At 44.4% G+C, this 18,733-nt stretch carries 24 protein-coding genes; 13 read left to right on the plus strand and 11 right to left on the minus strand.

The features are described from left to right. Nucleotides 1-166 precede the first annotated feature (166 nt). Nucleotides 167-304, plus strand: coding sequence for a hypothetical protein (locus F9L33_RS15835; protein ID WP_193222058.1), 138 nt, complete (start codon nt 167-169; stop codon nt 302-304). Between the two features lie 3 nt (nt 305-307). Here the strand turns inward: F9L33_RS15835 and F9L33_RS14125 are convergent, their stop codons facing one another. Continuing rightward, nucleotides 308-796, minus strand: a complete 489-nt coding sequence (locus F9L33_RS14125) for an Lrp/AsnC family transcriptional regulator (RefSeq protein ID WP_152143542.1) — start codon at nt 794-796, stop codon at nt 308-310. Between the two features lie 173 nt (nt 797-969). On the opposite strand from F9L33_RS14125, the gene trxB reads away from it, so the two are divergent. Together trxB and F9L33_RS14135 are read left to right on the plus strand one after the other, a co-directional pair. Then, entirely contained in the window at nt 970-1,911 is a 942-nt protein-coding gene (trxB, locus tag F9L33_RS14130; RefSeq protein ID WP_152143446.1) for a thioredoxin-disulfide reductase, read from the plus strand. 209 nt (nt 1,912-2,120) lie between these two features. Then, a complete protein-coding gene (locus tag F9L33_RS14135; protein WP_152143447.1) occupies nt 2,121-3,833 on the plus strand; it encodes a bifunctional sulfate adenylyltransferase/adenylylsulfate kinase in 1,713 nt (570 codons plus the stop codon). A gap of 58 nt (nt 3,834-3,891) precedes the next feature. Here F9L33_RS14135 and F9L33_RS14140 read toward each other — a convergent pair whose 3' ends face one another. Beyond that, a complete protein-coding gene (locus F9L33_RS14140) occupies nt 3,892-4,119 on the minus strand; it encodes a DUF1150 family protein (protein ID WP_152143448.1) in 228 nt (75 codons plus the stop codon). Between the two features lie 8 nt (nt 4,120-4,127). Then, nucleotides 4,128-4,541, minus strand: a complete 414-nt coding sequence (locus F9L33_RS14145; RefSeq protein ID WP_152143449.1) for an Hsp20 family protein — start codon at nt 4,539-4,541, stop codon at nt 4,128-4,130. A 170-nt stretch (nt 4,542-4,711) separates the two neighbouring features. Here F9L33_RS14145 and F9L33_RS14150 point away from each other — a divergent pair, with 170 nt between their 5' ends. The 3 genes from F9L33_RS14150 to F9L33_RS14160 all read left to right on the plus strand — a co-directional run bounded on the left by F9L33_RS14150 (nt 4,712) and on the right by F9L33_RS14160 (nt 6,562). Beyond that, nucleotides 4,712-4,933 (plus strand): YdcH family protein, encoded by a 222-nt coding sequence (locus F9L33_RS14150; protein ID WP_226804145.1) that lies wholly within the window; start codon nt 4,712-4,714, stop codon nt 4,931-4,933. A gap of 71 nt (nt 4,934-5,004) precedes the next feature. Then, the gene (gene purE / locus F9L33_RS14155) at nt 5,005-5,493 is read left to right on the plus strand and encodes a 5-(carboxyamino)imidazole ribonucleotide mutase (RefSeq protein WP_152143450.1); all 489 of its coding nucleotides are present in this window, start codon (nt 5,005-5,007) and stop codon (nt 5,491-5,493) included. Continuing rightward, on the plus strand, nt 5,486-6,562 hold the full coding sequence (locus F9L33_RS14160; RefSeq protein ID WP_152143451.1) for a 5-(carboxyamino)imidazole ribonucleotide synthase: 1,077 nt from the start codon (nt 5,486-5,488) through the stop codon (nt 6,560-6,562). The genes purE and F9L33_RS14160 overlap by 8 nt, the downstream gene beginning before the upstream one ends. A gap of 657 nt (nt 6,563-7,219) precedes the next feature. Here the strand turns inward: F9L33_RS14160 and F9L33_RS14165 are convergent. Next, nucleotides 7,220-8,053: a DMT family transporter gene (locus tag F9L33_RS14165; RefSeq protein WP_152143452.1), complete on the minus strand. Its 834-nt coding sequence runs from the start codon at nt 8,051-8,053 to the stop codon at nt 7,220-7,222. A 132-nt stretch (nt 8,054-8,185) separates the two neighbouring features. Between F9L33_RS14165 and F9L33_RS14170 the strand changes: the two genes are divergently transcribed. Both F9L33_RS14170 and F9L33_RS14175 read left to right on the plus strand, forming a co-directional pair. Continuing rightward, the gene (locus F9L33_RS14170) at nt 8,186-9,169 is read left to right on the plus strand and encodes a glycosyltransferase family 2 protein (RefSeq protein ID WP_152143453.1); all 984 of its coding nucleotides are present in this window, start codon (nt 8,186-8,188) and stop codon (nt 9,167-9,169) included. A gap of 69 nt (nt 9,170-9,238) precedes the next feature. After that, nucleotides 9,239-9,451 carry a hypothetical protein gene (locus F9L33_RS14175; RefSeq protein WP_152143454.1) on the plus strand — a complete coding sequence of 71 codons (213 nt, stop codon included), beginning with the start codon at nt 9,239-9,241 and terminating at the stop codon, nt 9,449-9,451. Nucleotides 9,452-9,517: 66 nt separating this feature from the next. Here F9L33_RS14175 and F9L33_RS14180 read toward each other — a convergent pair whose 3' ends face one another. The 3 genes from F9L33_RS14180 to F9L33_RS14190 all read right to left on the minus strand — a co-directional run bounded on the left by F9L33_RS14180 (nt 9,518) and on the right by F9L33_RS14190 (nt 12,036). Beyond that, a complete protein-coding gene (locus tag F9L33_RS14180; protein WP_152143455.1) occupies nt 9,518-9,889 on the minus strand; it encodes a hypothetical protein in 372 nt (123 codons plus the stop codon). Between the two features lie 174 nt (nt 9,890-10,063). After that, nucleotides 10,064-11,716 carry a chaperonin GroEL gene (gene groL / locus F9L33_RS14185; protein ID WP_152143456.1) on the minus strand — a complete coding sequence of 551 codons (1,653 nt, stop codon included), beginning with the start codon at nt 11,714-11,716 and terminating at the stop codon, nt 10,064-10,066. 35 nt (nt 11,717-11,751) lie between these two features. Further along, nucleotides 11,752-12,036, minus strand: coding sequence for a co-chaperone GroES (locus F9L33_RS14190; RefSeq protein ID WP_152143457.1), 285 nt, complete (start codon nt 12,034-12,036; stop codon nt 11,752-11,754). A 210-nt stretch (nt 12,037-12,246) separates the two neighbouring features. On the opposite strand from F9L33_RS14190, the gene F9L33_RS14195 reads away from it, so the two are divergent. After that, entirely contained in the window at nt 12,247-13,131 is an 885-nt protein-coding gene (locus F9L33_RS14195) for a TIGR01459 family HAD-type hydrolase (protein ID WP_152143458.1), read from the plus strand. A gap of 24 nt (nt 13,132-13,155) precedes the next feature. Next, nucleotides 13,156-14,094 (plus strand): bifunctional riboflavin kinase/FAD synthetase, encoded by a 939-nt coding sequence (locus F9L33_RS14200; protein ID WP_152143459.1) that lies wholly within the window; start codon nt 13,156-13,158, stop codon nt 14,092-14,094. Here F9L33_RS14200 and F9L33_RS14205 read toward each other — a convergent pair. Continuing rightward, nucleotides 14,075-14,755: a DUF2161 domain-containing phosphodiesterase gene (locus tag F9L33_RS14205; RefSeq protein ID WP_152143460.1), complete on the minus strand. Its 681-nt coding sequence runs from the start codon at nt 14,753-14,755 to the stop codon at nt 14,075-14,077. The genes F9L33_RS14200 and F9L33_RS14205 overlap by 20 nt on opposite strands. Nucleotides 14,756-14,837: 82 nt before the next feature. Between F9L33_RS14205 and F9L33_RS14210 the strand changes: the two genes are divergently transcribed. Further along, nucleotides 14,838-15,308: a YcgN family cysteine cluster protein gene (locus tag F9L33_RS14210; RefSeq protein WP_152143461.1), complete on the plus strand. Its 471-nt coding sequence runs from the start codon at nt 14,838-14,840 to the stop codon at nt 15,306-15,308. Beyond that, a complete protein-coding gene (locus F9L33_RS14215) occupies nt 15,305-16,123 on the plus strand; it encodes an NAD(P)-dependent oxidoreductase (RefSeq protein WP_226804146.1) in 819 nt (272 codons plus the stop codon). The genes F9L33_RS14210 and F9L33_RS14215 overlap by 4 nt, the downstream gene beginning before the upstream one ends. On the opposite strand, the gene F9L33_RS14220 is transcribed toward F9L33_RS14215, so the two are convergent. Continuing rightward, on the minus strand, nt 16,120-16,716 hold the full coding sequence (locus F9L33_RS14220; RefSeq protein WP_152143462.1) for a 2-hydroxychromene-2-carboxylate isomerase: 597 nt from the start codon (nt 16,714-16,716) through the stop codon (nt 16,120-16,122). The two genes, F9L33_RS14215 and F9L33_RS14220, sit on opposite strands and share 4 nt — an antisense overlap. 132 nt (nt 16,717-16,848) lie before the next feature. Here F9L33_RS14220 and F9L33_RS14225 point away from each other — a divergent pair, with 132 nt between their 5' ends. After that, nucleotides 16,849-17,865 (plus strand): ribose-phosphate pyrophosphokinase, encoded by a 1,017-nt coding sequence (locus F9L33_RS14225; RefSeq protein WP_152143463.1) that lies wholly within the window; start codon nt 16,849-16,851, stop codon nt 17,863-17,865. Nucleotides 17,866-17,872: 7 nt separating this feature from the next. On the opposite strand, the gene F9L33_RS14230 is transcribed toward F9L33_RS14225, so the two are convergent. Next, complete coding sequence (locus F9L33_RS14230; RefSeq protein ID WP_152143464.1) at nt 17,873-18,226, minus strand: H-type lectin domain-containing protein; 354 nt, start codon at nt 18,224-18,226, stop codon at nt 17,873-17,875. A gap of 112 nt (nt 18,227-18,338) precedes the next feature. After that, nucleotides 18,339-18,728 (minus strand): F0F1 ATP synthase subunit epsilon, encoded by a 390-nt coding sequence (locus F9L33_RS14235; protein ID WP_152143465.1) that lies wholly within the window; start codon nt 18,726-18,728, stop codon nt 18,339-18,341. Nucleotides 18,729-18,733 lie beyond the last annotated feature (5 nt).

The raw sequence follows: 18,733 nt of genomic DNA on the forward strand, positions 1-18,733 counted from the left end.
TTGTTTCCAATCTCGCCACAATTCACGCAAAAGCGGCCTAAAAAGAATCTAACCTTTTTATAAACCGCCCTTTTCGCGCCCCAAAGATCGTTAGATTGGATATCAAGGACCGAAAACAGGTTCACCCGCAAAAAGCGGATCAAATGAGAGAGTATGGAGCAGTACAATGAGCACGCAAAAGCGTTGGTTAAAAGAAGTTATCAAAGAAGCAGCAGACAAGCATTTCGAAATGCCATGGGAGCAGGATGCGCGCCCAGTTGCATTTGCCAACTTAAACTCCAAAAGATCAGCTAAAGCTGCCTAAGCTTTAGCTAACATCCCCGATGACAGAAAACGGAACACCAGGCTCGTCTTTGGCTTCACGTATTACAAGGGATGTTTTTACACTGGCTACATTATCCGCAGAAGTCAGGTCTTCGGTTATAAACCGTTGAAAACTGGATAGATCCGGCGATAAACATTTTAAAATGAAGTCAATTTCGCCGTTTAACATATGACATTCACGAACAAGTGGCCAATTACGACATCGCTCTTCAAAGGCACTTAAGTCCACTTCTGCTTGCGAATGCAAACCAACCATAGCAAACGCTTTGACTTCGAAGCCTAGCTCTTTTTCGTTTACAACAGCATGATAACCTTTGATAAAACCTTTTTCTTCTAAAGATCTTATACGGCGTAGGCAGGGTGGTGCAGAAATCCCAACAGCTTTTGCCAAATCGACATTTGTCATGCGCCCATCCCCTTGTAAAAGAGCTAAGAGCTTTAAATCAATTGCGTCTAATTTGAACGATACCATGTGGCGACTTCTCATTTATTTCTCATTTGCGTAATAATATTACACGTATTGGGTCGAAAATAAAGCTTAGTGATTTAACCTAAATATGACTGCCCTATCATTACAGTGGGTTCCCCTTTTGCACTGCCCCGCTTATACAGTTTAGCAACATATAAAATAAGCGAGTCACTTACATGTCTGATACCCGTCAAACAAAACTTCTGATCATCGGTTCTGGCCCTGCAGGCTACACAGCTGGCGTCTATGCATCGCGCGCAATGCTTGACCCCATTTTAGTACAGGGAATAGAACCAGGTGGGCAATTAACAACGACAACTGAAGTGGAAAACTGGCCTGGTGATACCGAAGTACAAGGGCCTGATCTGATGATCCGTATGGAGGCCCATGCAAAAGCTATGGGGACAGAAATTATTGGTGATATTATCACTGATCTCGACCTATCTAAGCGACCATTCATAGCCAAAGGTGACAGCGGCACAATCTATGAAGCAGATGCCGTGATTTTAGCAACTGGCGCGCGCGCTAAGTGGCTTGGCTTAGAGACAGAAGAAAAGTTCAAAGGCTTTGGTGTATCTGCCTGCGCTACGTGCGATGGTTTCTTTTACCGCGGGCAAGAGATCGTAGTAATCGGTGGCGGTAATACAGCTGTTGAAGAGGCGTTATTTCTAACGAACTTCGCATCGAAAGTAACGCTGATCCACCGCCGTGATGAATTACGTGCTGAAAAAATCTTGATCGATCGTTTAGAGAAAAATGAAAAGATAGAACCACTTTGGTTCCATGAACTTGTAGAAGTTACAGGAACAGATATGCCGTTAGGTGTTGAAGGTGTTAAGGTCAAGCACACCAAAACAGGTGAAATTACACAGATCGACTGTAAAGGCGTATTCGTTGCAATCGGCCACGCACCTGCAAATGAATTGGTCAAAGACCAGTTAGAAACACACATGGGGGGGTATGTTGTGACCAAGCCTGATAGCACAGCAACGTCAATTCCTGGTGTGTTCGCTGCTGGCGACTTGACTGACCACCTATACAGACAGGCAGTAACATCTGCTGGTATGGGGTGTATGGCAGCATTAGAAGCTGAACGTTTTATTGCTGGCGAAGCATAAATAACGGCCTTGAAACAAGGCGTTTTGGGAATAAAAGTGCCTTGTTTCAAAAAGTAATCCTTTGTTAGCATATTCTATCAGATATCTGTTCTATATAGGCCTATTTCAGTGCGATTTTGTTCTATTTTAAAAACTGAAACTTGTATTATTTTCGATGCAGTGTATTGCACGTGTAGGTATAAGTAACATGATCAAATTTGGATTGAAAAATGACAGCAGAAAACCTCCTTCCTGTAACAGAATTATATGCCCCATTTGACGAAGCTGAGAAACTAAAACAAGAAGCTGGCCAGTTGCCATCTTGGGATTTAACCCCGCGCCAAATTTGCGACTTGGAGCTTTTGATGAATGGTGGATTCTACCCACTCTCTGGCTTTTTAGGCGAAGCTGATTATACATCCGTAGTTGAAAATATGCGTTTAGCAGATGGCTCTTTATGGCCAATGCCGATCACATTGGACGTTGGTCAAGATTTTGCTGATGCTCTTAAAGTTGGCCAAAAAATTGCACTTCGCGACCTAGAAGGTGTGATTTTAGCAACCATAGATATTTCAGATATCTACACACCAGATAAATCAAAAGAAGCCGAAATGGTTTTTGGTGCAGATGATGAAGCACATCCTGCCGTTAATTACCTGCACAATACGGCTGGTGCCGTATATTTGGGCGGTAAAATAACGGGCATTCACCCGATCACCCACTATGATTTTCGCGCACGCCGCGACAGCCCAAATGAATTGCGTTCGTATTTCCGCAAGCTTGGTTGGCGTCGTATCGTTGCATTCCAAACACGCAATCCATTGCACCGTGCACACCAAGAATTGACATTTCGTGCAGCAAAAGAAGCTCAAGCAAATCTTTTGATCCACCCAATTGTTGGCCTAACAAAGCCAGGTGATATTGATCATTTCACACGCGTACGTTGTTATGAAGCTGTATTGGATCAATATCCATCGTCAACAACATCAATGAGTTTGTTGAACCTTGCTATGCGTATGGCTGGTCCGCGTGAGGCAGTTTGGCATGGTCTGATCCGCCGCAACCACGGTTGTACACACTTTATCGTTGGTCGCGATCATGCAGGACCAGGTAAGAACAGTGCTGGTGAAGATTTTTACGGCCCATATGATGCGCAGGATTTGTTCCGCGAACATCAAGAGGAAATGGGCATCGAAATGGTCGACTTTAAGCACATGGTTTATGTGCAAGAACGCGCTCAATACGAACCTGCAGATGAGATCGAAGATAAAGACAATGTGACTGTTCTAAACATCTCTGGCACAGAATTGCGCCGCCGTCTTTCAGAAGGTTTGGAAATTCCAGAGTGGTTCTCTTTCCCGACTGTGGTAGAAGAATTACGCAAATCAAAACCTGCACGTTCAAAGCAAGGCTTTACAGTATTCTTCACAGGTTTCTCTGGTTCAGGCAAATCAACCATCGCAAATGCTTTGATGGTCAAGCTTATGGAAATGGGCGGCCGTCCTGTGACATTGCTAGATGGCGATATCGTTCGTAAGAACTTATCATCTGAACTAGGTTTTTCCAAAGAACATCGCGACTTGAATATTCGCCGTATTGGTTATGTTGCATCTGAGATCACCAAAAATGGTGGTATCGCTATTTGCGCACCTATCGCACCTTATGCCACAACACGCCGCGCTGTTCGTGAAGACATTGAACAATTTGGTGCCTTTATTGAGGTACATGTGGGCACATCAATTGAAGAGTGTGAACGTCGTGATCGCAAAGGGCTGTACAAGCTTGCACGTGAAGGAAAAATTAAAGAATTCACAGGTATTTCAGATCCTTACGATGTCCCTAAAAACCCAGAGCTATTCTTAGAAACCGAGAATGTAGAAGTCGATAACTGTGCGCACCAAGTTATTTTGACTTTGGAAAGCATGGGATTGATCACAGGGTAACTTACCCAAATTTTCAAGAACTCAAACGCGTCGCTTATTTTTAGCGGCGCGTTTTTTATCAATGGACACTTTCAGGCACAAAATCATTCGTACGCGCTACTGCAAAGGCCAACTCACGATCTTTTACCAAAGCCAACTGTTCACCGTCCTCAGAGTGGATAGCGTAAATTTTGTCGAAGCCATTGGTTTCAATTTGTAAGTCTTCTGGTAGGTCCGAATTTTTCACTGACCGAACGTAAACCTTACGTCGCTGTCCATGATAAGCAAAGTCGAATTCATTATCCATAACGCAGGTTACTTCTTTTCAATATTGATCGTTTGAACAACAGTGTCTGGCATAGAGCGCTGCAGGTCTACATGAAGCAAACCATTTTCCATAGAGGCACCGCCCACTTCAACACCATCTGCTAACACAAAGCTACGTTGAAATTGGCGTGCAGCAATACCACGGTGTAAGAATATGCGCCCCTCAGAATCATCCACTTGGCGTCCACGGATTACAAGTTGTGCATTTTCCAGCGTGATTGATAAATCTTCTTCACGAAAACCTGCAACGGCAAGCGTTATCCGGTATGTATTGTCTGAACTTTGTTCAATATTATATGGAGGATAGCCTTCATTACCAGATTTGGCCGTGCGTTCCACAAGGCGATCTAGTTGTTCAAACCCCAACAAGAAAGGATGCGAGGCAAAAGAAATCTTTGTCATTTGAGTTAGCCCTTTAAAAGCGACTGTGTATTTGGCCCCAATAGTGGCGACCTTATCGACAATATGGGGATTATATCAAAGATTCTCAACCCCCATTGCAATCGTTACTTTGTGTAACGCTTTGAAAAGGTTATAATGGGTTGAGACAGATCGTTCGGATAAATATAATTATGACAGATGAAATGGGCAAAATGGATCACATAGAGGTCCTGCAAGCGGAGCTAATCCAAATGCAACAAGAGCATCGTGATTTAGATGATGCGATTGAAGCTATTCATGAGCGCATAAATCCTGACCTACTAAGTTTACAACGCTTAAAACGTAAAAAATTAGCGTTAAAAGACAAAATCCAACGCCTGGAAGATGAAATTACACCCGATATTATAGCTTAATAATTTTCGTTGCATTATAGCCTATATTTGGTCTATATCCCCGCCTTCTACTACACGAAAGTTCTTGAGCTATGGCAGATGTAAAAGTTGGAATTATCATGGGAAGCCAATCTGATTGGCCAACGATGAAGGAAGCTGTAACATTATTGGATGAATTGGGTGTGACCTATGAAACCAAAATCGTTTCGGCTCACCGTACACCTGATCGCCTGTGGGAATACGGTAAAACAGCTGTAGATCGTGGATTACAAGTTATCATTGCAGGTGCAGGTGGTGCTGCGCATTTGCCTGGTATGATGGCTTCAAAAACGCGTGTTCCAGTGTTGGGTGTACCTATTCAAACGCGTGCTTTGTCTGGTGTAGATAGCCTTTATTCGATTGTTCAAATGCCGAAAGGGTTTCCAGTTGGTACAATGGCGATTGGCGCCGCTGGCGCTGCAAATGCAGGCTTAATGGCGGCGGGTATTTTAGCCAACAATGATGCTGATTTAGCAAAACGCCTAGACGAGTGGCGTAATGCTCTTTCTGCATCGATCACAGATGAGCCAATCGATGACTAAAGCACTGCCGCAAGGATCAACAATTGGTATTTTAGGCGGCGGTCAATTGGGCCGTATGTTGTCCGTAGCAGCATCCCGTTTGGGGTTTAAAACACATATCTTTGAACCAGGTGCAAACCCGCCTGCAGGTCATGTTGCAGATGTTGTAACGACTGCACCTTATTCTGATCTTGATGCGCTTGTTGCTTTTGCCAAAAGTGTGGATGTGGTGACATTTGAATTCGAGAATGTTCCCGCCGATGCATTAGACGCTTTAGAAAGCATTCGTCCTGTTTTACCAAACCGCAATGCACTGGCCACAAGCCAGGATCGGATCGCGGAAAAGGACTTCTTAACAGGTATTGGGTTGAAAGTTGCCCCATATGCGAATGTAGAAACTGCTGATGATTTGGTCGCTGCTGTGGGAACTGTTGGCGCCCCTTCTATCCTAAAAACACGCCGCTTTGGGTATGATGGCAAAGGTCAGTCTCGTTTGAAGACAACGGATGATGCTTCCAATGCATGGGATGACTTGGGCAATACCCCTAGTGTTCTGGAAGGTTTCATTGATTTCAGCCACGAAGTATCTGTGATTGGTGCACGCTCGCAATCTGGCGAAGTTGTTTGCTTTGATCCAGGTGAAAACATTCATCGCGATGGAATTTTACACACAACGACCCTCCCCGCAAATTTGAAGTCATCACAGCGTATGGATGCCGTTATTCTGACAGGTCAAATCCTAAATGCGTTGGATTATGTCGGTGTTATGGGTGTTGAGTTATTTGTTACACCAAACGGTTTGATTGTGAATGAGATTGCACCACGTGTGCATAACTCTGGCCACTGGACACAAAACGGCTGTGTAATCGATCAGTTTGAACAACATATTCGTGCCGTCGCAGGTTGGCCTTTGGGAGACGGGAAGCGTCACTCTAATGTGGTTATGACAAACCTGATTGGTGATGAAGTCTTGGATGTGGAAACACTGTCTAAAGATGCGTCCGCTGGCTTACACCTATATGGGAAAACCGATGCCAAAGCAGGGCGTAAAATGGGTCACGTTAACAAAGTTACGGGCCCTGCTACTTAATTAGAATGTTTGAAACGTCCTTCGCGAAGGATGTGTGCGACCTGTTTAAACACCAGAGTACTTTCGACAGCAACTTTCCCATCATCAGGCCCTTTTAGGGTGGATGAAAAACAAGTGAAATACTTTGCTCACCAGCGATAATACCAAGTGAATATTGCACAAGCCCCAATTGATTTGGAATGCTCATATCATCGGTACTTAACTGCTTACCGGCCACTCCATTCAATAATTCGAACCCTGAAAATCGCCCAATTCATCGACCACTGCAGACCCTTTATTTGGTGGAGCAAGCATAACCACATGGCCTATATTTTCGGGAATTTCAGACACATTATTTAAATGATATCGCACTATATGCCATCCATAGAGTGCGTTACAAAGTTGATATCACCTTTTTGATCACATTGTTTAATTGCCTTGGGAATGGTTTCAACTGTGAGATCTGGTATCGTTCCATCTTTTGACGCATAATCTATGTTTACCGTATCATACCCAATTCCTTCTAACGCAGTCGCCATAACCAAAAAAGATGATGAACTTCGAGCAAGGCCATGTAACAGAACCACGCAATCTGCAGATACAGGGGATGCTAATAAAAAGATTAAAGTGCTTAATAAGTATTTCCTCCCCCTACTTATGGAACGAATGATTTAAATTCTAGCCTCTCTGACCTGCCCAAACAGACAAACCGATCCCACCTAAGACCAATACAGATGCAATTGTGAAATCCAGCGTCCATGCTTCGCCTAGGAACAGCATACCACCGACCATTGCAATCAACGGGACTGTAAGTTGGGCCACCGCTGCTGTGCTGGTTTGCAATTGCGGTAGAACATAAAACCATAAGACATACCCCAAGCCAGAGGTTACAACGCCAGAAAGGCATGCAAGTGCAATGCCTGTAGAAGTGGTCATTTCGGTGCTTGATAATAGCCAAACAATAGCAGCGATTGGCGTTGCACAGACAAAACTGGTTGCTGTTGCGGTCAATGCGTGAACTGCTTTTTGACCTGCCAAAGAATAAATGCCCCAACCAAAACCTGCAACGACCATCAACAAGGCGCCTGTTATGTCTATACCCGATGTGGTGGGGTTCAAAACATAACCAAGGCCAAGCAATCCGATTGCAGCTCCGGCCCATTGTAATGGTCTCGGACGGTTACCTTTTAAAACGGCTCCGCCAAACATAGTGATTTGAACCATACCAAACAATAATAATGCACCAAGTCCTGCCTCTAGAACTAAGTATGCAAACGAGAAACAAATTGCATATAATATCAAACCTATAACCGCATCAATACGTGGGCGTATCGTGGATTGAAACGTTCCTTGGGAACGTAATATAATCACTAACAGTAACGCCCCTGTTGCAAGGCGAATGAACGCAAAGGATGCTGGGCCAATAGCACCATCTGTAAGAGCGGCACGGTTGATTACAGAATTCGCAGCAAAAGCGACCATTGTGAGGGCAGTTAGTAAAAATAATCTCATAGCACTACACAATCAGAAAATATCTAACCCGTCATCATTCATATCATTGCGCGCATATCAAAATTTGATGATAGGCTTTTTATTTGCTAGAAAAATCTATCATATGAACGAAGAGCAAATGAATACACCGTAATGACAAATTCAACATTAGATACATTGTGCATTGCAATATGCACACGTGAACGGCGAACATTGTTAATACGATTGCTGGCGTCTCTTGCGCAAATAGAAATTCCACACAATGTAAAGATCACAGTTCTGATTATTGAAAATGATACAGAACCAAAACTTCAAAAAACCTTATTAGATTTAAAATATCCATTTGAAATCAAATATATAAATGAAAATAATATCGGCCTAGTACACGCTCGCAATCGCGCACTTGATGAAGCTAAAAAGATACGTGCAAACTGGGTTGCATTTCTTGATGATGATGAAGAAGTTGATATTGATTGGCTTAAAAGTTACGTCAATGCAGTACACTGTCTTCCTAATGCAAAGATTTTCTTTGGCTCAGTTTGGTATCGTTATCCAAACAACTATTCGCCTTACCTAAGACAAACAAAACCTTCGAGCCGCAAGCTTGGCAAACTGCCGCAAATTTTCGACACAGGGAATGTATTGTTACATACATCTACATTACAAGCTGGGACACTTGATCATCGTTTTGATCATCAGTTTAACTTTTCAGGGGGAGAAGACACTGAATTTTTCACACGTCTCAAAGATTTAGGTTATAAAATATGCTACGTTCCAAATGCAAAAATATTCGAAGATAAAACTGGAAATCGCGCCCTGTTATCTTCCAATCTTGAACGTTCGCGCCGTAATCAAACAAACTATTGCCGTATGGCCCGCATGTATCGTGGTAAATTATATTCTGTAATGGCAAATATACTGATCGCAAACCGCCAAATTGTTTATGGTCTATCCGCCCTTATATTTGGACTGGCAATTTATTTATTCAATCAGAAATACGCACGATATTATCTGGGTGATAGTATGATGCGCCTATTCAGACTTCTGGGGGTTATTGATCATGCCAGGGGGATTGTTCCAAGTTTTTATCTGAAAGTAGATCATAAAGAAGCAGCTCCGATAGAGAGTAATATATAAACTAAAGGTCGTGTTTTTATTAAAACTTATATATTGCTTGCATATACGAATCGAATTGGGGGAATTCAAATGTACAAAACGCTATGCGGATTTGCCGCTTACGCATCATCAACAGCTATTGTGTTTGCGGAAAAGGCTGGACCTGTTGTGGAGACAGCTATTGAAAAATCAACACAAGGCGGGGCTTCTGCGCGATCATTTGACAATCCAAATATTGCTCTATGGATATTAGCGGCTGTTGCAGCCATTGCCATTATCTCAAGAGATAATGGCGGAAGCTAATATTCATCATTGTATTATAAGGGCTGATTAATTTAGCAACCCTTATAATTTTATGGGTGAAATTACTTAGGCCAAAACAACCAAAAGCCCTAAGATCGTTGTTGGTAAAAACAACCACCCCTGTGGTGCAGCACGATATGTCACGCCGCTTAATGGTGGGATCAATAAGCCTGCAATCAAAAAGCTGATGGATAGTGCTGTGGCTGCCCATATCAACCCTACTTGATCCATTTTAGCACCAAGTATAAAAAACACGCCCATCAAAAACAGGTTGAGTGTCACCATATGCCAGCACATCCATGCAACACTGCGTTGCGTGGGATTTAAACCATTTGCAACGCGCAATGGTGCAGCGATTTCCTTACCGCCAATGAAAAAATGAACAAAGCACCATAGGATTGATAATGCACCAGCACTATACAGATAAATATTTTCCATAATCCAATCTCCAATTTTAAAATCAATTCATGTGATTATTTGGGTATGGAGTTGTGCAAGTTTACAGATCACATTTTGCCGCGCGACAAAAAAGGGGCCATCCGAAGACAGCCCCTAAAATCATTAAGCGTTTGTTTGGCATTCAATCGTTTTGGCCAAAGGCCAAAAGCGATCTTACATCATGCCGCCCATTCCGCCCATGCCACCCATGTCTGGCATACCGCCACCAGCGCCGCCGCCAGCAGGTGCTGGTTTGTCAGCAACCATTGCTTCTGTTGTGATCAATAGACCCGCGATAGAAGCAGCATCTTCCAATGCTGTACGTGTTACTTTAGCTGGGTCAATCACACCAAAGCCGAACATGTCGCCATATTCTTCTGTTTGTGCATTGAAACCATATGCAGCGTCGTCGCTTTCGCGAATTTTGCCAGCAACAACTGCACCGTCAACACCCGCATTTTCAGCGATTTGACGAAGTGGAGCTTCCAAAGCTTTACGAACGATCGTGATACCAGCGTTTTGGTCAGAATTGTCACCAGACAAACCTTCAAGCACTTTAGCAGCTTGAACCAAAGCAACACCACCACCAACGATTACGCCTTCTTGAACTGCAGCGCGTGTTGCGTTCAATGCATCGTCAACGCGGTCTTTGCGTTCTTTCACTTCAACTTCTGTAGAACCACCAACGCGGATCACTGCAACACCGCCAGCTAGTTTAGCTAGACGTTCTTGTAGTTTTTCACGGTCGTAATCAGAAGATGTTTCTTCGATTTGTGATTTGATCTGTGCAACACGTGCTTCGATCTCAGCTTTTTCACCAGAACCGTCAACGATTGTTGTCTCGTCCTTAGTGATAGAGATGTTTTTCGCAGTACCAAGCATGTCCATTGTTACAGACTCTAGCTTCATGCCTAGGTCTTCTGAGATCACTTGACCGCCTGTAAGAACAGCGATGTCTTGCAACATTGCTTTACGACGATCGCCAAAACCAGGTGCTTTAACAGCAGCAATTTTCAAACCACCACGTAGTTTGTTCACAACAAGAGTTGCCAAAGCTTCGCCTTCAACATCTTCTGCGATGATCAATAGAGGTTTGCCTGATTGGATAACAGTTTCCAACAAAGGAACCATTGGCTGTAGAGAAGTCAGTTTTTTCTCGTGCAATAGAACCAAGCAGTCGTCTAGGTCTGCTGTCATTTTGTCAGGGTTTGTTACGAAGTATGGTGATAGGTAACCACGGTCGAATTGCATACCTTCAACAACGTCAGTTTCTGTTTCCAAACCTTTGTTTTCTTCAACAGTAATAACGCCTTCGTTGCCAACTTTTTGCATCGCATCTGCGATTTGGTCACCGATTGCAGCTTCGCCGTTTGCAGAAATTGTACCAACTTGTGCAACTTCAGCTGAGTCTTTTACTTCGCGTGCCATGTCTTTGATCGCAGCAACAACAGAACCAACTGCAGTGTCGATACCGCGCTTAAGATCCATTGGATTCATGCCAGCAGCAACTGATTTCAAGCCTTCTTTAACGATTGCTTGCGCTAGAACTGTAGCAGTTGTTGTACCGTCACCAGCAGTGTCATTCGTGCGAGAAGCAACTTCTTTCACCATCTGTGCGCCCATGTTTTCAAACTTGCCTTCAAGTTCGATCTCTTTTGCAACAGATACACCATCTTTTGTGATGCGCGGTGCACCGAAAGATTTATCTAGAACAACATTACGACCCTTTGGGCCCAATGTTACTTTTACAGCGTCAGCCAAAACATTCACACCGTCCAACATTGCGTTGCGTGCGTCTGTGCCGAATTTTACGTCTTTTGCAGCCATTTTAAATGTGCTCCTAATTCAATACGTTTTTAAGATTAAAGAAGACCGAGGATATCGGATTCTTTCATGATCAACAGCTCTTCACCGTCGATTGTGACTTCTGTGCCGGACCATTTGCCAAACAAGACTTTGTCGCCAGCTTTAACAGCCATTGGGATCAATTCGCCGCTGTCTTTGCGAGCGCCTTCGCCTGCTGCGATGATTTCGCCTTCGGCTGGTTTTTCTTTAGCTGAATCTGGAATGATCAAGCCGCCTGCTGTTTTTTCGTCGCCTTCGATGCGACGTACCAACACGCGATCGTGCAAAGGTGTAAATGCCATTAGGATTGCTCCGTCTTTGGTTAAAATTTCAAGTTTGAGAGGGGTTTGCAGAGTATTAGCACTCACCTCTCTTGAGTGCTAACGACGAATTTCTAGGCAAAGGGAGGGTTGGAGTCAACAGTTATAGTGTTAAAATAAATATACGGCTTTTTGAGGGTTATAAAAGCGATAGCGCTGGTCAGATGCTATTGCTGCTGATAATCATCAGCCATGACACAAATTATCGAAAATCTATCCGAAGTATCTGCACAATATGATGCGGTTCTTTGCGATCTTTGGGGCTGTTTACACAATGGTATTAAACCATTCGAAGCAGCCGTTACTGCATTAGAAACTTTCCGCGATGCTGGTAAAATTGTTCACCTATTGACCAATTCACCACGCCCTGCCCACTCTGTTTACACACAATTGGATGAAATCGGCGTTCCACGCGATTTATATCAAGGTATTACAGCCAGTGGCGATGCATCCCGTGCTGCATTGGCATCAGGTGCATATGGTAAAAAAGTGTATCACGTTGGCCCTGGTCGCGATGAAGCGTTTTTTCAAGGAGTGTCCACGGAAGATTTCTATCAAGGCATCGACGTAGAACGCGTTAGCCTAAAAGAGGCCGAAGGCTTGGTTTGTACTGGACTATTTGACGACAGCACCGAAACACCAGATGATTACCGTGCTTTATTCTTAGAAGGCAAAACACGTGGTTTGAAAATGTTGTGCGCAAACCCTGATATACAGGTCGATCGTGGCGATAAGCGTATTTATTGTGCGGGTGCAATAGCACAGGCTTATAATGATATGGGCGGTGAAGCGCATAACTTTGGCAAGCCACATCCGCCGATTTACACACTCGCCTATCAGCGTCTTGCAGATATTGCAGGCCACAAGATCGCACCACAACATATCCTGTGCATTGGCGATGGTATTAACACTGATATTCGTGGTGCCATTGGCGAAGATTTGGATAGTTTGTTTATCACTGGCGGGCTTGCCGCTACTGAAACAGGGACGGATGGGCAGCCCGATCCCGCAAAATTGGATAGTTTTCTGGCAAATGTGCAATTGACGCCAACCTATTCTATGGGTCATCTGCGTTAACAAAATAAAACGAGTCCTAAAACAATGCATATAGTCCGTGATTATCAATTTGCTGATGATACCTCTAAAGGGGCTGCTGTGGCTATTGGCAATTTCGATGGTGTACATTTGGGACATCAGGCCGTACTGGATGTCGTCCGTTCAAAAGCCGAAGAGTTAAACTGCCCTATGGGTGTTCTAACGTTTGAACCACACCCACGTGAATATTTTGCACCAGATGCACCGCCGTTTCGTTTGATGAATGCTGATGCCAAAGCACACCGTTTGGAAAAGCTTGGCGTCACTCATCTGTACCAATTGGCGTTTAATGCAGCATTATCCAGCCTAACAGCAGAAGAATTCTGTGAAGATGTTATTCATAACGGCCTTGGCTTGAAACACGTCGTGGTTGGGGCAGATTTCTGTTTTGGGAAAGATCGTGGAGGAAACGCACAAACCCTTCAAGATATGGGTGGTAAACTTGGATTTGGCGTTACAATTCTACCACTGGTATCTGATGAAAAAGGCACGTTCTCTTCGACAGCTATTCGCACAGCATTAAGCGAAGGCCGCCCAGAAGACGCCGCACATATGTTGGGCCATTGGCACCGCATCGAAGCCCGTGTTGAACATGGGGATGCTCGGGGACGTGATTTAGGATATCCAACAGCAAACTTGTCGATTGATGGGCTACATCTGCCAAAGTTCGGTGTTTATGCTGTTTCAGTGGATGTTTTAGAAGGACCACATCAAGGGAAGTATCATGGTGCCGCTTCTATAGGCGATCGACCAACATTCGGTGTGAATATCCCAAACCTTGAAGTTTTTATCTTTGATTTCTCTGGCGACATTTATGATGCACAACTTTCTGTGGCTTTGGTTCACTTCCAGCGCCCAGAATTAAAATTCGACAGTTTGGATGAGCTAATCGTTCAAATGGATGCTGATTGCGTTGAAAGCCGCGCTATTCTTGAAGCGCTTTAACCACATCCGCATAGATTTCTAAGGCTTCTTCACCAGAAGCGCGCAATTCATAGACACCTCGTTCGACACGCTCAAACCAGCCATAGTGATCAGCTTGCAAAATGCTGGCCGCTTTATCCACGCCCAGTTCTTTCTTCAAAACGCTTGGTTTATTCGGGCCATCATTTAAGGCCATAGCGATGCGTAAAGCATCCTGACGATAAGCCGTAATAATCTTACGTTTTGTTTGGCCCCCTGTATTATGGTCACCAATGCGGCGTTCAAACTCTTTTAACAGTGCCTCTTTGCGCTTCTTAACCTTACGTGGTTGATACGGCCCTGCATCGCAATGCACTAACACAGAAGGCGTTTTTGCATCGAACCGCACTGAAATTAACCCAAGCCCCAAGCGGCGGCAGAGTTTCACCGCATCTTTCACCTGAGAGATCCAACGTTTACCCTTACCAGCAGGCACAGCCACATAAACGGCATCCGTCATGGTTTGACGGTCAATACCCTGCATTAAGAGCGCTATTGAAAGGGAGAGTTTCAGTTCAACGATCACAGGTTCTTCATCATCTCGCACAGCAACCAGATCACAATCTTTGATCTCGGCCTTAACCTCATACCCTTGTCCTTCTAGATAGGATTTTATGGGTGCGTATAGTTCTGTTTCTTTCATTACAGATCACGCTATTGCATGGGATTGGCTCGGACAAGCATTCATGCTTCCCTTTCGCGGCTTTTCACGCCAATAAAGACCTATGACAGATCACATCGCACGTAAGGGCCTGCGCCCTAAATTCTGGGAAACCACTGATCTTGCGGATATGAACCGTGATGAATGGGAAGCCCTGTGTGATGGGTGTGGCAAATGTTGCATGCTAAAGCTCGAAGATGATGAAACGGGTGATGTGCATTACACCAATATCGCCTGCCGTTTGTTCGACGATAAAACATGTAGTTGCGGCAATTACCCTTTGCGTAAACAAATGGTTGCAGGCTGTGTTGTATTGACCCCTGAAAACATAGAACGCAATGCACATTGGATGCCCTCTACATGTGCATATAGGTTACTAGAAGAAGGCGATATTTTACCCGATTGGCATCCTTTGATAACTGGCAATCCGCAATCAGCGCAGGATGCAGATATCAGCATGCATGGGAAAACTGTTGCCGAATACGAAGTGAATGAAGACGATTTTGAGGATTATGTCATAGAAGGTTTACAATGATGGCAAACCTAAAAGGCATAGGCATCGCAGGCTGCGGCCGCATGGGCGAACCTATGTTGCAAGCCCTGATAAATGCAGGTTTTGATGCGCTTGGCTATGACGTTCGTCCGTGTGAAAGCTATACTGAAATCGCACCCTTTATGACGAATGACATCGCTGTATTTTCAGATCGCTTAGAAACACTTATCACAGTCGTTCGTGATACGGATCAAACCGACGATGTTTTGTTTGGCGCTCAGAGTTTTACAAAAGCCCCTAACCTAGAAACGATTATTATCTGTTCAACCTTATCCCCAAGATATGTGCGCGACCTGCGCAACCGTGTTCCTGAACACATCACCTTAATAGACGCCCCAATGTCTGGCGCGCGTATTGCAGCCGAAGAAGCGCAGCTATCATTTATGCTGGGCGGGAAGAAAGACGGCCTAGACTCTATACAACCCTTGCTTAGCGCTATGGGCGCTCATTTTCACCATATGGGTGAATACGGGTCGGGTATGTCTGCCAAAGTGCTGAACAACATGCTTGCCGCCAGCAACACAGCTATGACCCGTTTGGTTTTGGATTGGGCAGATCAACAAAGTATAGATGAACGTAAGTTACTGGATTTAATAGCAACCAGTTCAGGTCAAAACTGGCTGGCATCGGGCATGGAGACAATCGAATTTGCCCGTGATGGGTACAGCTTGGACAACACAATTGGGATCATAGAAAAAGACGTCAAAAGCGCATTGGATGATGCACCGGACAATGCAGATACTGCATTGCCCGAAGCCGTTATTGAAGCCATTCGCGGTTTAAAACCCCGATCTTAGGCCTGTTCTGCCAAATAGGCATCAAGATGCGGTAAGCGGTCTTGCCCCCAGAACACCTGATCATTCACGACATATGTGGGCGTGCCAAAAGCACCAGCTTTTAATGCATCTTCTGTATTCTTACTGAATGTCTCTGCACCATCTAACATACCGCTATCCGACAACGACCCATCAAAACCGTTTGTGGTCAGGCATTCTTTGATCACTTCATCTTGGGAAATATCTTTATCTTCTGCCCAGCAAGCGCGGAAAATAGAATGCACAAGACCTGCCATATCACCACCACCTGCATTTTGGGCTGCGATAATTGCAAAACAAGCTGGTGCTGGGTTTGTTGGCCAGAACGCTGGTTTTACATTCACAGGCAGGCCATTGAATTTGGCAACACGTTCAATTTCTTGCCCACGGTATTTCGCTTTATTTTCGTGGCGTTCGGCTGGTGGCGGTGTCCCAACTTCTTCAAACACTTTCATCAAAGCAAAAGGTTTATAGTTCACAGTCGCACCATGTTTTGCGGCGACTTCTTCCATACGAGTTCCTGCCAAATAGCCAAAAGGCGATAGTGGAAACATGTAATAGTCGATTTGAGTCATTTTTTCCTCACAGATTAAGAATTAATTCTTGGTATCATCAAGGTAACGACTAGGCAAAATCAATTTGCGGTGTTAAGCGAAGGTAACTCTAACACGCTGCTGCCAACAGCCTTAGACTTGGGGATAATGTCTATGAACACGCTGGTCGAACCAAAGCTCATTTCTGGAAACGCTAACCGAACATTGAGCAAGGCAATCGCCAAGCGCATGTCCCTATTACGAGGCGGCAATGTTGATCTGGTCAACGCGCGTATCGAGCGCTTCAATGATCAAGAGATTTTCGTAGAAGTTTACGAAAACGTCCGTGGCGAAGATATGTTTATTCTTCAATCCACATCAAACCCCGCAAATGATAACCTGATGGAATTGCTGATCATCGCAGATGCTATGCGCCGCTCATCTGCGAAGCGTATCACAGCTGTTATTCCTTACTTTGGCTACGCGCGCCAAGACCGCCGTACAAAGGCACGCACACCGATTTCAGCGAAGCTTGTTGCAAACCTTATTGCCGAAGCTGGTATTGAACGTGTTTTGACTATGGATTTACATGCAACACAGATTCAAGGCTTCTTTGATATTCCAGTGGACAACCTATATGCGTCTCCAATCTTTGCGCTTGATGTGATGCATCACTTTGAGAACATGGATGACGTTATGATCATCTCTCCTGATGTTGGCGGTGTTGCACGTGCCCGTGAATTGGCAAAACGTATTGGTGCTGACCTTGCGATCGTAGATAAACGCCGCAATGCACCTGGTGAAATTGCTGAAATGACAGTGATTGGTGATGTGAAAGGCCGTAGATGTATTATCGTAGACGATATTTGCGATACGGCTGGCACATTGTGTAAAGCCGCGGATACATTAATCGAACATGGTGCTACTGAAGTACACAGCTATATTACGCACGGTGTTCTATCTGGCCCTGCTGTTGAACGTATAACCAATTCCAGCATGAAACAGTTGGTTATTACAGATTCGATTGAAGCAACTCCAGAGGTGGCAGCTTGTAAGAAAATCCGCACGGTTCCAACAGCACCTATTTTCGCACAAGCAACATTGAACATTGCGAATGGTACATCAGTATCATCCTTATTTGATGAGAATATCTTGGGACCAATCTATGAAGGATATTACAAAGGCGTTTAAAACGCTTTTAATACATGTCATCCCAGTTATCTTCGGCTTCCACACCACCGATAGCTACCCATGATGCTTTGGCGCGGGCGACTTTTGTGTCGCCCCAAGTGCGAAACACAATATCAAATCCATTTTGGGTGATATTCTCGACAACAGTTTCGGCACGCTGATTTTTACGGTTGTCAAAATCGAACATTTCCAAGGAAACCATAACAGTTGGTATATCTTTAAACCCGTCTTTGAATTTTACTGCAACACGGCGTTCACGTTCGCCAGTACCTGCCCACATTTCGCCATTGGTATCAAAGTCCGAGAATAGCATCTCTGACCCTTGATCAACTCCAATTGTACTTGCGTAAATGCGCTTCATGCTCGTTACCTTACTTCCGCCTGTCTTTTAATGGGATACGGATGAGTAACGCAATAAAAAAGCCCTGCTGGAAAACAGGGCTTAGTTAAAAAATACGGCGATAATATGGTTCTTAGATCAAATCTAACAACGCTTTAGTATCTGAAACACGCTTATCAGCAGTGTCTTTTGCATCGTTTTCCAGACCTTCAGCAGCAACAGTTGCCGCTTCAACCAAGCCATTCACAATATCCGCAGTTACTTCTGACTTTGGCATTGCTTCTTCTGCAAGAACAGAAGCAGCTTCACCAGTGATTTCAACAAACCCGCCAGTCACAACATACTCGGTTACATCACTGCCTGCTTTCACTGTCAAAATGCCTGGGCGTAAGGTCGTCAAGAACGGTGCATGATCAGCCATAGCCGTGAAGTCCCCGTCAGCACCCGGGATTTGGATCTCGGATGCTTCTACAGACGCCAACTTGCGCTCTGGTGACACTAGGTCGAATTGAATAGTAGCCATGATTT

Origin of the sequence: Amylibacter sp. SFDW26, from assembly GCF_009184395.1 — a bacterium.
GTDB lineage: Bacteria > Pseudomonadota > Alphaproteobacteria > Rhodobacterales > Rhodobacteraceae > Amylibacter.